The organism is Komagataeibacter medellinensis NBRC 3288 (assembly GCF_000182745.2).
GTDB classification, from domain to species: domain Bacteria; phylum Pseudomonadota; class Alphaproteobacteria; order Acetobacterales; family Acetobacteraceae; genus Komagataeibacter; species Komagataeibacter medellinensis.
The window spans coordinates 328,413-341,939 of the sequence record NC_016027.1 but is presented as its reverse complement, the minus strand read 5'-3'; the positions used below and the strand labels follow the sequence as shown (position 1 = coordinate 341,939).

The 13,527-nt window shown below is 60.7% G+C and carries 11 protein-coding genes; 3 read left to right on the top strand and 8 right to left on the bottom strand.

The annotated features are described in order from the left end of the window. Positions 1-35: 35 nt before the first annotated feature. The 3 genes from glpX to glpD form a co-directional block, all read right to left on the bottom strand. Positions 36-1,022 (bottom strand): class II fructose-bisphosphatase, encoded by a 987-nt coding sequence (glpX, locus tag GLX_RS01455; protein ID WP_014104279.1) that lies wholly within the window; start codon positions 1,020-1,022, stop codon positions 36-38. A 35-nt stretch (positions 1,023-1,057) separates the two neighbouring features. Further along, the gene (glpK, locus tag GLX_RS01450; RefSeq protein ID WP_014104278.1) at positions 1,058-2,557 is read right to left on the bottom strand and encodes a glycerol kinase GlpK; all 1,500 of its coding nucleotides are present in this window, start codon (positions 2,555-2,557) and stop codon (positions 1,058-1,060) included. 89 nt (positions 2,558-2,646) lie between these two features. Then, positions 2,647-4,209 carry a glycerol-3-phosphate dehydrogenase gene (glpD, locus tag GLX_RS01445; protein WP_014104277.1) on the bottom strand — a complete coding sequence of 521 codons (1,563 nt, stop codon included), beginning with the start codon at positions 4,207-4,209 and terminating at the stop codon, positions 2,647-2,649. A gap of 444 nt (positions 4,210-4,653) precedes the next feature. Here glpD and GLX_RS01440 point away from each other — a divergent pair, with 444 nt between their 5' ends. Then, positions 4,654-5,466 (top strand): MIP/aquaporin family protein, encoded by an 813-nt coding sequence (locus GLX_RS01440; protein WP_041247055.1) that lies wholly within the window; start codon positions 4,654-4,656, stop codon positions 5,464-5,466. A 108-nt stretch (positions 5,467-5,574) separates the two neighbouring features. On the opposite strand, the gene GLX_RS01435 is transcribed toward GLX_RS01440, so the two are convergent. Next, the gene (locus GLX_RS01435; protein ID WP_041247054.1) at positions 5,575-6,018 is read right to left on the bottom strand and encodes an Lrp/AsnC family transcriptional regulator; all 444 of its coding nucleotides are present in this window, start codon (positions 6,016-6,018) and stop codon (positions 5,575-5,577) included. A 142-nt stretch (positions 6,019-6,160) separates the two neighbouring features. Between GLX_RS01435 and alr the strand changes: the two genes are divergently transcribed. Both alr and GLX_RS01425 read left to right on the top strand, forming a co-directional pair. Then, on the top strand, positions 6,161-7,306 hold the full coding sequence (alr, locus tag GLX_RS01430; RefSeq protein WP_014104274.1) for an alanine racemase: 1,146 nt from the start codon (positions 6,161-6,163) through the stop codon (positions 7,304-7,306). Between the two features lie 34 nt (positions 7,307-7,340). Beyond that, positions 7,341-8,597 (top strand): D-amino acid dehydrogenase, encoded by a 1,257-nt coding sequence (locus tag GLX_RS01425; RefSeq protein WP_014104273.1) that lies wholly within the window; start codon positions 7,341-7,343, stop codon positions 8,595-8,597. Between the two features lie 199 nt (positions 8,598-8,796). Here the strand turns inward: GLX_RS01425 and GLX_RS01420 are convergent, their stop codons facing one another. The 4 genes from GLX_RS01420 to GLX_RS01400 all read right to left on the bottom strand — a co-directional run bounded on the left by GLX_RS01420 (position 8,797) and on the right by GLX_RS01400 (position 13,324). Further along, positions 8,797-9,750 (bottom strand): LysR family transcriptional regulator, encoded by a 954-nt coding sequence (locus GLX_RS01420; protein ID WP_041247053.1) that lies wholly within the window; start codon positions 9,748-9,750, stop codon positions 8,797-8,799. Positions 9,751-9,855: 105 nt separating this feature from the next. After that, a complete protein-coding gene (locus GLX_RS18850; RefSeq protein WP_231850373.1) occupies positions 9,856-10,284 on the bottom strand; it encodes a hypothetical protein in 429 nt (142 codons plus the stop codon). A 503-nt stretch (positions 10,285-10,787) separates the two neighbouring features. Then, positions 10,788-11,783, bottom strand: a complete 996-nt coding sequence (locus GLX_RS01405; RefSeq protein ID WP_041247050.1) for an isopenicillin N synthase family dioxygenase — start codon at positions 11,781-11,783, stop codon at positions 10,788-10,790. Positions 11,784-12,091: 308 nt separating this feature from the next. Beyond that, positions 12,092-13,324: a sensor histidine kinase gene (locus GLX_RS01400; protein ID WP_050856078.1), complete on the bottom strand. Its 1,233-nt coding sequence runs from the start codon at positions 13,322-13,324 to the stop codon at positions 12,092-12,094. Positions 13,325-13,527 lie beyond the last annotated feature (203 nt).

Genomic DNA, 13,527 nt, shown 5'->3' with positions numbered 1-13,527 from the left:
TGCCTGTTATTGTTATTATGCAATCGATGAAATGTTCACCAGTTCTTAGTCTGGTAATCGTGATGGCCTTCGACAAACCGGATCGTGCCAGACTTGGAGCGCATGACCAGCGAATGCGTGACCGTACGCACGCCCGAACGCCGGATGCCGCGCAGCAACTCGCCCCCGGTCACACCTGTAGCGGAAAAAAGTACATCGCCACGCGCCATGTCTTCCAGCGCCAGCTTGCGTGACGGGTCGGCGCCGGGGTTCATCTTGCGTGCCCGCTCGACCTGGCCGTCATCCTCGAACATGAGGCGGCCCTGCATCTGCCCATGCACGCAGCGCACGGCGGCGGCAGCCAGAACCCCTTCCGGCGCGCCACCGGAGCCGACGTAAAGGTCAATCTCGCTATCATCAAGGCAGGCAGCAATGGCGGCCGCGACGTCACCATCGCTCAGCAGCGTCACGCGCGCGCCAACCGCACGGGCGCGGGCGATCAGTTCCTCATGGCGCTCACGGTCAAGCGTGCAGACCATGAGTTCGGACACATCGCGTTTCTTGGCCTTTGCCAGCGACTTCAGGTTGGCCTCAATCGTGCTGTCCAGATCAACCACACCTTCGGGCAGGTACGGGCCGACCACGATCTTGTCCATGTAGATGTCGGGCGCGTGCAGGAAGTTGCCGCTTTCCGCCAGCGCCACGACAGTCAGGGCATTGGGCAGGTTCTTGGCGCACAGGTTGGTGCCTTCCAGCGGGTCCACGGCAATGTCCATGCCGGGGCCGCCTGCGCCCACCTTCTCCCCGATGAACAGCATCGGGGCTTCATCCATTTCGCCCTCACCGATGACGACGGTACCGTCGATGGCGACCGTATCGAAGGCGCGTCGCATGGCCTCCACCGCCGCGCCATCGGCCTCATTCTTCAGGCCGCGGCCCGTCCAGGCGGACGCAGCGACCGCTGCCGCTTCCGTCACGCGGACAAGTTCAAGCGCAAGATTGCGATCCGTAACCTGATAGGGATTATGCCGTGTGGAGGTCATGAAACACTCTTTTCCTGTGTTCTGGTATTCGTTGGTCAGGCGGCTACGGTGGAACTGAGGGTGCGGCGCACCGCCAGACGCCAGCCCGCAACCATACTATCGCGCTGCTCCTTGTCCATCGTCGGGCGGAACAGGCGCCCGCGTGTCCAGGTGCCCTCCAGTTCGGAAATGCTGCCCCACACACCCGTGGCCAGTCCCGCCAGGAAGGCAGCGCCCAGCGCGGTCGTCTCGACCTGCTGGGGGCGTTCCACCGGGGTCTGGAGCATATCGGCCAGGAACTGGCAAAACCAGTCATTGACAGACATGCCGCCATCAACACGCAGTGCGTTCAGCCTGCCACCGCCATCCTCGCGCATGGCTTCCATCAGGTCCAGCGTCTGGTAGGCCACCGACTCCAACGCCGCGCGGGCAATATGCGCGGCAGTTGAACCAAGTGTCATGCCACAGATCAGGCCACGGGCATCGGGGTCCCAGTGCGGCGCGCCCAGCCCCACAAAGCCGGGGACCATGTACACGCCATGGCTATGCGGCACGCGGGTCGCCATGTCATCAGTCTGGGAGGCATGGGTAATCAGGCCCAGCCCGTCGCGCAGCCAGCGGATGGCGGCACCAGCCACGAAGATCGAGCCTTCCAGTGCATAGACCGTCTCCTTACCAATACGATAGGCGATGGTCGTCAGCATGCGGTTTTCTGACTTGACGGGTGTAGTGCCGGTATTGAGCAGGGCAAAGCAGCCCGTGCCATAGGTGGCCTTGGCGGTGCCGGGCTTGAAACAGGCCTGGCCGACCATGGCGGCGTTCTGGTCGCCTGCCATGCCGGCCACTTTCAGCGGTTCGCCAAACAGGTCGGCTTCCGTCTCGCCAAAGATCTCGCTGTTGGTACGGACTTCGGGGAGGATAGCGCGCGGCACGTTGAACAGGGCGAGCAGTTCATCATCCCACATGCAGGTATGGATGTTGAACAGAAGCGTGCGTGATGCGTTGGTCATATCGGTTGCATGCACGCGGCCACCCGTCAGCCGCCATAGCAGGAAACTGTCGATGGTGCCGCAAGCCAGTTCGCCCCGTTCGGCGCGCGCACGCGCGCCGTCCACATTATCCAGAATCCAGGCAATTTTGGTGGCGGAAAAATAGGGATCGAGCAGCAGCCCGGTGCGCTCGCGCACCAGGGGTTCATGCCCCTGCTCATGCATGCGCATGCAGACCGGCGTGGTGCGGCGATCCTGCCATACGATGGCGCGATGAATGGGCTTGCCGGTCTTGCGGTCCCATACGACAATGGTCTCGCGCTGATTGGTAATGCCAATACCGGCGATGGTGGCAGGCCCCCCAACCTTTTCAATGGCTTCGCGTGCCGTGGAGAGCACATTGGACCAGATTTCCTCCGGGTCGTGCTCTACCCAGCCCTGATTGGGATAATGCTGGGCAAATTCAACACGGGCAACAGACAGGGCCGCGATATCGCGGTCAAACACGATGCTGCGGGTGGAGGTTGTTCCCTGATCAATAGCGAGAATTCTGTTCTTCTTGTTCATTGTCTTCTCCTGCCCTTACGGGCGGATGCTGGTTTGGGCCGCAGGCGGTAGCATGCTGCCAGCGGCCTGAATACTGCCGGAACCGCCCGTTACGAGGCAGCCTTCGCCGCAACTGGCTGGCGGCCACGCAGATAGGTGTCCAGACGGCCCGCATCTTCATCCGTAACGTGCAGGCCAAGACGGGAGCGCCGCCACAGAATGTCCTCGGTGGTCTGGGCCCATTCATGCGCGATCAGGTATTCTACCTCACGCGCGGTCAGGCCGCCGCCAAACTGTTCGCCCATGTCTTCCATACTGCGGGCATCGCCTACGATCACATCGGCGCGCGAGCCGTAATTACGCACAAGCCGCCAGCACAACTGCTGGTCAAGGAAGGGGGCTTTCGCCGCCAGGCGGCCCATTGCCCCTTCAAACCCGCCCTCACCCAGATCACCGCCGGGCAGCACCTTGTCCGCCGTCCAGCCGGGTGCGGACAGCACCGGCAGGAAGGGCTGGAGCTTCTCGATCGCATGTTCGGCCAGGCGGCGGAAGGTCGTGATCTTGCCGCCAAAGATGGAGAGCATCGGCGCCTGGTTGCCCTGCGTGTCCACATCCAGCACGTAATCACGCGTCACGGCAGAGGCATTCTTGGCCGCGTCATCATAGAGCGGGCGCACGCCAGCATAGCTCCACACCACATCCGCAGGGGTTACGGGCTTGGTAAAGTAGCGGCTCACGCTTTCGCACAGGTAGCTGATTTCGTCAGGCGAGATCTCGACCCGGCCGGGGGCCTGCGTCCAGGGCACGTCGGTCGTGCCGATCAGGGTGAATTTCTGCTCATAGGGAATGGCGAAGACAATGCGCTTGTCCGGGTTCTGCAGGATATAGGCCTGCGGCCCGTCAAACAGACGTGGCACCACGATGTGACTGCCCTTGACCAGACGTACGTTCTTGGTGGTCTCCACCTGCGCACGCTCGCGTAGCACTTCGCTCACCCACGGACCACCGGCATTGACCACAATCTTCGCCCGCACGGTCTGCTGGCTGCCATCGCGTGTGTTCTCGATCACCGCTTCCCACAGCCCATCAACGCGGCGGGCCTGCACCAGGCGGGTGCGCGTGCGGATATCGGCCCCGCGCGCCTTGGCATCCATGGCATTGAGCACGACCAGGCGGCTATCTTGCACCCAGCCATCGGAATAGGCGAAGCCACGCGCCAGCTTGCCATTGAGTGGCTTGCCCGCTGAACTGGTGCGAAAGTCGAGCGATTTGCACTTGGGCAAGGTCATGTTGGGCGCTAGGTGATCATACAGGAACAGGCCAAGGCGCAGCATCCACGCGGGACGTGCCTGCGGGGTATAAGGCAGCACGAAGCGCATGGGCCAGATGATGTGCGGGGCGATGCGCAGCAGCCGTTCGCGTTCGATCAGTGCCTCACGCACCAGACGGAATTCGTAATATTCCAGGTAGCGCAGGCCACCATGGATCAGCTTGGTGCTGGCAGATGAAGTGTAGCTGGCCAGATCATCCTGCTCGACCAGCAGGACGGATGCGCCGCGCCCTGCGGCATCACGCGCGATACCTGTACCGTTGACGCCCCCGCCCACGACCAGCAGGTCGAATGGGCTGTCCTGCACGGGGGGGGGGCTGAGTGTTTCGTCCATGGACACCATAGTGGATGCTCCTCCTGATAAAATGTTCGTAAACGAACATGGAGCGCGCTTCAAGAGAGAAAGCGCACATGCCTCCTGCCGTTTCCTAAAATATTTTCTATTCTGTTTATTAATAACTCAGCCATAAATTCGCCATTACCTGCATTCCATATGGATCTGTATTTTTGTGCATGTGCGAAATCGCGCATGCGTCACCCTTATTATGCCCCTATCGATGGGCCTGTGCATACAGGTCAGGCCGCCACCCGAAATCCGTAAGGTTGGAGAGGTTTAATGAAATATATTGAAATAAATAAAAAAAGGAGTCTCTCTTACCCTACCAACCGTACCAGCCTCTTCCCCCACCCACCATGTTCGTTTAAGAACATGGTGGAGCTGGAAAAAGACCAGAAGGTCCGCAGCCCATTCCCATCAAATGATAATAAAAGAATAAAGTGGGCCAATATGTTGAAAGACAGACAATTCCTGGGGGAACTGATCGCGGAGTGTATCGCGGTCCTGATCATTGTGCTGCTCGGTGATTCCGTGGCCGCCATGTACACGCTGTATGACCCGAGCCCCTACAAGCTCGCCTATTGGGGTGTATGTATTGTATGGGGGCTGTCGGTCACCATTGCCATCTACATAACCGGCAGCGTGTCGGGCACGCATGCCAACCCGGCCGTATCGATCTCACTGGCGCTGTATCGCGGTTTTCCGTGGCGCAAGGTGCCGGCCTACTGCGCGGCACAGGTTCTGGGGGGCGTAATCGGGGCGGCCCTGGTCTATACGCTCTACCAACCTGTGATTGACCACTACAACCAGCTGCATGCCATAACCCGTGCCGATGGCGGGGCCGCAGGTGTGTTCTTTACCCATCCGGGTGAGTTCATCACCCCGTTCCACGCCTTCGTGGATGAGATAATCCTGACCGGTTTGCTGGTATTCGGCATCTTCGCCATCACATGCGAATATAACACCATGGCCCCGCAGGCGAATTCCAGCGCGCTGATCATCGGACTGCTGGTCGCCAGCATCGGGGCGTGCTCGGGCTATCTGGAAGCCTGGGCCATCAATCCCGCGCGTGACTTCGGGCCGCGCCTGTTCTGCTTCCTGGCCGGATGGGGAGACGCAGCCCTGCCCGGACCGGATCATTTCTGGTGGGTACCTGTTGCTGGGCCGGTGCTGGGGGGTGTGCTGGGAGCGGGCTGCTACCAGTTTCTCATCCGGCCCTTCATTCCCCGCCATGCAGGCCAGGCCGTTCCCCCCATATCTTGAAGCACTCCCTGCCCCCTGCTGCCGGACCATGCCGGCAGCAGTACAGGCTTGCGGACAAGCCCATCTGGCGGGACCTGCCTCTAGCGGGGGCAGGTTACGCGGGCCCTGTCAGCGCTGGACCACGGTGCGGATGGCGAAATTGCTCTGGATCCGCGCTACACCTGGCATGCGGGAGAGTTCTTCCTTGTGGATGCGTTCATAATCCGCCGCATCGCGGGCTTCCACGCGCACAAGATAGTCGGCATCCCCTGTCATCAGGTAGCATTCGCGCACATCGGCGCATTCGCGCACGCGCGCCTCGAAGCGGCGCAGGCATTCTTCGGTCTGGCGCTCAAGCGTAATCTGCACGATCACGGTCGTCATGCCATGGATCGAGCGTTCATCCACAAGGGCACGGTAGCCGCGGATCACGCCTTCCTGTTCAAGCATGCGCACGCGCCTGAGGCATGCCGATGGCGACAGACCCACCCGCTGCGCAAGCTCTGCGTTGCTCATCCGCCCGTCATGGCGAAGGTTACGCAATATGGCATCGGTCATCCGATCGAATGGCATGGTGAATTTTCCACTCATTGTCGTATATAATTGTGTAACAAATGCTATTAATTGCATAATATTGTGTTGAACGACAGGACATTTCATTAACCAACGCATACGATCAGTTCTGTTCCACCCTGCCCGCTGGAGTTCGCCGCGCATGACCAACCTGCCTTTTCCCACGCCCGCCACCGGGTGGGCAGCACCCGGCGCCGGGGCCATGCTGGAAATCAGCCTTGGTGCCATCGCGGCCAATTACCGGCTACTCAATGCACGCGCCGGACAGGCGACCTGCGCCGCCGTAGTCAAGGCCGATGCTTACGGTCTGGGGGCGCACAAGGTGGCCCCGGTGCTGGAACAGGCGGGGGCGAAGGTCTTTTTCGTCGCCCATCTGGAAGAAGGTATCCGCCTGCGCGCCCATGTCAGCCCTGCGGCGGAAATTTTTGTCCTCCATGGTCCCATGCCCGGTACGGAGCAGGAATTCACCCGCCATGCCCTGTTGCCCGTGCTCAACAGCATGGAGCAGATTGCGGGCTGGCATGCACATGCGACACAGACCCAGCAGGCCCTGCCCGCAGCCATACAGGTTGATACCGGCATGTCGCGCTTTGGCCTGTCGGAAGCGGATGTGGCGATACTGGCCGCCACCCCTGCCCTGCTGGAGGGCATTGATACCCGTCTGGTCATGAGCCACCTTGCCTGCGCTGATACACCTGACAACCCCGCCAATGCCATGCAGCGCGACCGGTTGCGCGCCATGGCGGCCCTGCTGCCAGCGGCCCCGCTGGCACTTTCGGCCTCATCGGGCATCTTTCTGGGGCCGGATTACCATTTTGACCTGGTGCGGCCGGGCGCAGCCCTTTACGGCCTTGCCCCCAACGCCGACGCTCCCAACCCGCTCCACCCCACCGTGCGGTTGCAGGCACGGATCGTGCAGCGCCGCACCATCGGCGCGGGCAATGGCGTGGGTTATGGCCTGACATGGCGCGCCAGCGGACCAAAACGCATTGCCACGCTGGGCATAGGCTATGCCGATGGCTTCCTGCGCCAGGGTGCCAATAATGGCGGCTGTGCATGGCTGGACAGCTACCGCCTACCGATTTTGGGCCGGATTTCCATGGATTCCACGACCATTGACGTAAGCGACGTACCCGAAAGCGTGCTGGACCAGATAACCCATGTGGACATGATCGGCCCCCACCGCAGCGTGGATGACGTGGCCCATTCCGCAGGCACCATCGGCTATGAAGTGCTGACGGCACTCGGCTCGCGTTTCCATCGCGCCTACCTGCCACAGGTAGCGTGATCCGTTTCCCCCTGCCAGAAGAGGCACGTTTGTAATGAAGATCATCGTTCTGGGTAGCGGTGTCGTTGGTGTGACATCGGCATGGTATCTTGCACAGGCTGGCCATGAGGTTACAGTCGTTGACCGCCAGCCGGAAGCTGGGCTTGAAACCAGCTTCGCCAATGCGGGGCAGGTCTCGCCGGGGTATTCCTCGCCATGGGCGGGGCCGGGCGTTCCGTTCAAGGCCGTTAAGTGGCTGATGATGAAATACCGCCCCTTCGTGTTCTGGCCCATGCCTGACCCGCATCTGTGGAAGTGGCTGGTGCAGATGCTGGAGAACTGCAACACCTCCGCCTATGACCGCAACAAGGGCCGCATGGTCCGCATTGCCGAATACAGCCGCGATGTGATGCGCGACCTGCGCGCGAGCACCGGCATCACCTATGATGACCGCCAGCAGGGCACACTGCAATTATTCCGTACGCAAAAGCAGATGGACGGCATTGCGGGCGATATCCGCGTGCTGGAACAGTATGGCGTGCCCTACGAACTGCTTGACCGTGGGGAATGCGTAAAGGCTGAACCGGGACTTGGCGCTTCAGCGCACAAGATCGTGGGCGGCCTGCGCCTGCCCGGTGACGAGACGGGGGATGCCTTCCTGTTCACCCAGCGCCTTGCGGCCAAGGCGGCGGAGGCGGGCGTTACCTTCCATTATGACACCAGCATCCGCACCATGACGGCCGAAGGCGGCCGCATTACCGGCATCGAGACCAGCCGCGGCCAGATGGTGGCGGATTCCTATGTGGTTTCACTGGGCAGCTATTCACCGGCCATGGTGCGCAAACTGGGGCTGGACCTGCCCATCTACCCGGTGAAGGGCTATTCGCTCACTGCCGACATCATCAACGAAAAGCAGGCCCCCGTCTCCACCATCATGGACGAGACCTTCAAGATCGGGATCACCCGTCTGGGCAACCGCATCCGCATTGGCGGCACGGCGGAGCTTGCAGGCTTCAGCACCACGCTGCGCGCACCCCGTCGCGAGACGCTGGAGCATTCCGTGACCGACCTGTTCCCTGGCGGGGGCGACATTGCAGGGGCAAAGTTCTGGACCGGCCTACGCCCCATGACACCGGATGGCACACCCATCATCGGCCGCACGCGTTATGACAACCTGTTCCTCAACACCGGTCATGGCACGCTGGGGTGGACCATGGCGTGCGGGTCAGGCAAGGTGCTGGCCGATATCATGTCCGGTCGTATGCCCGACATCGCGCATGAAGATCTGGGCGTTGTGCGCTACGGCCAGTAAAAGCCTGTTGCAGAGTATCTTGTCAGAACAGATGAAGATGCTCGTGAAAATAATAAACTGGAGCATTTCCACTGAACCGGGTTTTAGTGGAAATGCTCTGGTAAAAAAATCTTCGGATGCCGCCCTTTATTCCAAAGAGACGGCATTCTTTGAAGTTTTTTAGAAAAACTTCATCAAAAACTTCTGCATAATTTTGCAGCTATGGCCCAGCCGGAGTGGGGGAGAAACCTTCTGGCGGTCCCTCGCCACGCTGGCGCACCACACGATAGACCGTATTACGCAGCCAGCGGTGCACGGGATCGCTGTCACGCCTTGGGTGCCATGCCTGGAATGGATGCACGGATGGCAGGTCGAAGGGAAATTCGAACGCGGCCAGGTACATGGAACGGATGGGCAGGTAATCGATGGCAATTCCCGGCAGCGGCAGGATCATGTCCGTCATGCGCAGGGTCTCGACCATGGCATAATAAGTGGGCACGACCATCACCACACGCCGCTTCAGGCCAAAGCGTTCTTTCAGCACCGTATCAATCGGACCATGCAGGCGCCCCCGGCGCGATACACTTATGTGCTCATACCGCGCTATTGAAGCAGGGGTTATGCCTTCACTCAAAATAGGGTGGTCGGCGCGCACCAGCGCACGGAATGATGTGGGGAACAGGCTCTGGCGACGGATTTCTGGGCGCATATCGTCGGTTGCCCCCAGATACAGGTCAACACGGCCTTCACGCAGGTCATCGCTGGGTTCCTCATCCGTCTCAGGGGCAAAGGTGATGGCGCAGCCGGGGCACTCCAACCGCAGCGCGGTCAGGATTGCCGCGCCAAACGCACCAACAATGAGATCATTGGCTCGCAGGGTAAAATGCGGCGCAAGCCCGGCCAGGTCTGGCGCTTCCTGCTCTTCCAGCAGGGCATCCGCGCCATTGACCAGCGCCTGCACCCGCTCACGCAGCCCCAGCGCGAAGGATGTGGCGACCATCCGACGACCTGATGCCACCAGGATCGGATCACCAAACACCACGCGCAGCTTGGCCAAGCTGCGGCTCATGGCGGCCTCGCTTATATGCAGCCTGCGCGCGGCGTGGGAGACCCCTTCCTCCTCGATCAGTGCCTGAAGGCTGCGCAGCAGGTCGAGGTCATAACCTTTTCTCATGCCCTGCGTCTTTAATCCCCTATCTACCGGTGCAGGCCTGGTCCGGCACACGTAAACAAAACAGCGGGCCACTTTCTGCCCGATCATAGTGCTTTCCCTGCCCTATCATGAGGCCACGCCACTGCCTACCATCATGCCCGGCACGGCGTGGGAGCATGCAACAGATAAATGTGAATACCGCACTCCATGTCCCGAACGGCAGGCGGGGTATTCTACTCCTGCTTCCATGACCGTGATGCAGACCGTGGCCGTGCGGCCAATACCATCATGGCAGGCCAGCACTTCCAGCAGGCACCCGTTGCCGGGGTCGGCCCGTACCACGGCAATGCCGCGTAGGCTTGCCGGTCGGTAGTGCGCCAGTGCACGCAGTAGCGCGGTTATGACCGATGACGCTGCATCCCGCCGCTGCCGCTTGAGTTGGCGCAAAAGCAGGATATTCAGCCCGATGGAGAAAAGCATGAGCCGGATGCCGCCCGCTGCCGTATGGTCCCCCGCCTGCGCCGCGTGGCGCACCACGCTCCCGATCCGGTCCACGCTGGTCCCGATCCACCATTGGGGTGAAGCGGATAGCGGCACAGGACACAGCCGCCGCGCTTCACCACGAATGTGCAGGCCAAATCACAGCCGCTCATCACGCGCGCGGAAGGGCAGCACAAGGCGGAACACCAGTACGCTCAGCCCCACCGCCAGCACCATATGCAGGCAGGGCGCTGTTGAGGAACATCCCTTCATCCACCCGGCTCTGGTTACCCGGCATCAGCAGAGCAAGCATCCGCCCCCGCCATCCGGCAGCGAAGTGGTGCATGACTGGGCGGTAAACGAGCAAGACATTGCACCGAAGGTGCCGTGGGACATTGCCGATGACCCGAAATGCGGCAGGCTGATCGAATATCTGAGCGCCGATGCGTAGATGGGGGTGACGCTACATCCCGTCTATCCCTCCCGCATGCATATCCGCCGCGCACACGTTATCTTCCTGAACTTCGTGCGCAGGGGAGGACTGCGCCGCAATTATTTGGGCACCTGCCCCTGCGCGATCAGGCGCGGGGGGTATAGTTGGCACGAATGCGTTCATTCAGGTAATCGCTTGCGGTGATGGGCGCGTATTTCTTCAGTGGCCCCTGAATCACCGCATCACGGTTGGCCTGACAGAAGAACGGCAACGACAGCCGTGGTCCCAGATATTCATCGCGTCGGGGCATGCGCACCCGGTGCAAAGTGGAGCGCAGGCGGTCATCGCTCCAGCGCATCAGCATGTCACCGATATTGCAGGTCACCGCCCCGCGCAGCGGGGGCACATCGGTCCAGGCAGGCGCATCCGCCTCCATGCCAGGGCAGACCTGCAGGCCACCCTGCCCCGGTCGCTGGTGCAGCAGGGTCAGGCAGTCAAAATCGGAATGCGCGCCCGCGCGCCACAGGTCGAAATCCGCATCCGTAGCAGCTTCCATGCTCATGTAATGGATCAGGCGCAGCGTGCTCTGGTAATAAGGCGATGCCGGATCATGGTTATGGGTGAAGAAATCCGCATCGAAGCCCAGCCGGATTGCAAAACAGGACAGGATCTTCATACCCAGTTCCCAGTTCTGTCGCTCGAAACGGCACATCCGTTCCTTAAAGCCGGGCAGTTCCGTGGCGGTGGGCCACAGGCCCGCCATGTCCGGCAAGGTAATCTGGTAGGATTCCTTGTTATCTGGTGTGCCGGTGGAAGGACGGACCTGCGCGCGGTATTCCCAGCCCGCGTTCGAGTCTGGCCTGCGGGCATGGCGTTCCTTTTCCGCCATGGACAGGTCAAAGAATTCGCCTGCGGTGGCAAAGGCTGCGTCAATGTCCTCTTCGGGAATGCCGTGATTAAACACCTGGAAAAAGCCGACCTGAGTTGCGGCTTCCCATAGCGCATCGGCAATGGCTTCCTTGCGGTGCGCATAATCCGAAATGTCGATGCGGGGAATTTCACGCGCAACACAGATGCCAGCGCCCCCGATCCGGGTTTCACGCTCAAGTTCGGCCAGTTTGTATTCAGAGTGAGCAGACATGCCGTATTCTCCGGGTAGGATGTTCATTCCTGCGGACGGGTGTTGCAGATGCACGACAACATCATACCGGCGGCCTTGCGCTGACCATTTACGGCGTGCCTGGATATCAGGAAATATGTGTGCATTTCAGCGGCCCACTAATCAGGAAAAGATTGGTGCGGAGCAATGCCCAGGACAGAGATCCCGACCGCTTCTACTCTCCCGCTTACTACATCATGCACGTCTGGCTGCCGTCAAGCGCGAAACACGGTCTGAACCAGACTACACACAGAACTAGAGCCATATTAAAAACATTACGTTTGATAATATCAATCCGTATGAATGCCACTGCCATCGCCCTCACCCGCTGCAAGCGGCTGACCAGGCAGCCAGACGGTGCAGCACGTTCCCTCCCCCGGTACACTGGTTATGTCCAGCCGCCCACCATGGCGGTCCACGATATGGCGCACGATGGCAAGGCCCAGCCCCGTGCCCTGATCGCCCGTATTGCGCCCGGCGGGCTGGGTTATACGGTAGAAACGCTCGGTCAGGCGCGGCAGGTGCTGTGCCTCGATCCCCGGCCCGTTATCACGCACGGACAGAAGCAGCCCGCCCGTTTCCAGCCATTGCGTCCCGATTTCGATACGCGGCACCGCCGGTGACTGCGGCCGACCATAGCGCAGCGCGTTCTCACACAGATTGACCAGCACCTGCAGGATCTGGTCCGCATCGCCGCGTAGGCTGCCCGGCGGGGCAGCATGGACAACCAGCGCCGCCCGTTCCTCGGCGGGTTTACCCTGCAACTCATCACGCAGGCGGCCCATCAGGTCGGTCAACAACACCTGCCCCTGCGGGCGTTGGTGCTCAAGCATCTGCACCCGTGACAGGTAGAGCAGTCGGTCAATCAAGCGCTGCATGCGACTGGCCTGACGCGCCATGATACCAAGAAATTTCTGCCGTGCGGCCCCATCATTTGCAGCAGGCCCCTGTAACGTCTCGATAAAGCCGATCAGGGCGGCAAGCGGCGTACGCAGTTCATGACTGGCATGGGCCACAAAATCACTGCGCGCACGATCCAGCGCATCACGTGCGGTCGCATCAAGCAGCACCACCACGCAGGCAGGATGCCCGTGCCACAACGCCGCCTTTACAAAACCCTGTACCACCCGGCGCACCGGCACGTCCGCCTCAATCCGGACTTCGGTCACGCTGCCGGGCTGCAACTCGCTTACGGCGCGCTGCAGGGCGGGATGGCGGATCATGGCGCCCAGCCCTTCGGCAAATTCACCCTGCGCGCGGGCCCCGGCATGCAGCAGACGACCATTGCGCCCCAGCACCAGCAGGGCCACAGGCAGGTCATCCACCGCGATCGTGTCCTCATCCACACCATGCACGGGATCCACCGCCACGCGCATGGCGGGATAATAGGGCAGTCGCTCGGCCACGGCATGCCGGTTCAGAACAAACCACACCCCCAGGGCACCCACAATCAGGCCAACCACCAGCAGAACAAGCGCCGCCACACCATTCCCCCATTCCCGACCTGCCCCATGGGCTGACATGGGCGATACCATGATGTGTAAACAACTAAAAGCAGAATGATTTTTGAAATAAAGTTATAATTTGTGCAATGCAAAATTAATATAGTTATAAATAATTTGGCGTTTTGATAATTTTATCCTATACTGTTCCGACCATAAAAAATAATAACAAATGGTCAGACACATCATGATTGATCCGGTTCATCCCACTTGGGTACCTGTTG

Coding starts and splice junctions, on each gene's coding strand:
- alr (WP_014104274.1), top strand. CDS start 6,161: ATGACCAACCTGCCTTTTCCCACGCCCGCCACCGGGTGGGCAGCACCC.
- glpK (WP_014104278.1), bottom strand. CDS start 2,557: ATGAACAAGAAGAACAGAATTCTCGCTATTGATCAGGGAACAACCTCC.
- GLX_RS01420 (WP_041247053.1), bottom strand. CDS start 9,750: ATGAGAAAAGGTTATGACCTCGACCTGCTGCGCAGCCTTCAGGCACTG.
- GLX_RS01405 (WP_041247050.1), bottom strand. CDS start 11,783: ATGTCTGCTCACTCTGAATACAAACTGGCCGAACTTGAGCGTGAAACC.
- GLX_RS01400 (WP_050856078.1), bottom strand. CDS start 13,324: ATGTCAGCCCATGGGGCAGGTCGGGAATGGGGGAATGGTGTGGCGGCG.
- glpD (WP_014104277.1), bottom strand. CDS start 4,209: ATGGTGTCCATGGACGAAACACTCAGCCCCCCCCCCGTGCAGGACAGC.
- GLX_RS01435 (WP_041247054.1), bottom strand. CDS start 6,018: ATGCCATTCGATCGGATGACCGATGCCATATTGCGTAACCTTCGCCAT.
- glpX (WP_014104279.1), bottom strand. CDS start 1,022: ATGACCTCCACACGGCATAATCCCTATCAGGTTACGGATCGCAATCTT.
- GLX_RS01440 (WP_041247055.1), top strand. CDS start 4,654: ATGTTGAAAGACAGACAATTCCTGGGGGAACTGATCGCGGAGTGTATC.
- GLX_RS01425 (WP_014104273.1), top strand. CDS start 7,341: ATGAAGATCATCGTTCTGGGTAGCGGTGTCGTTGGTGTGACATCGGCA.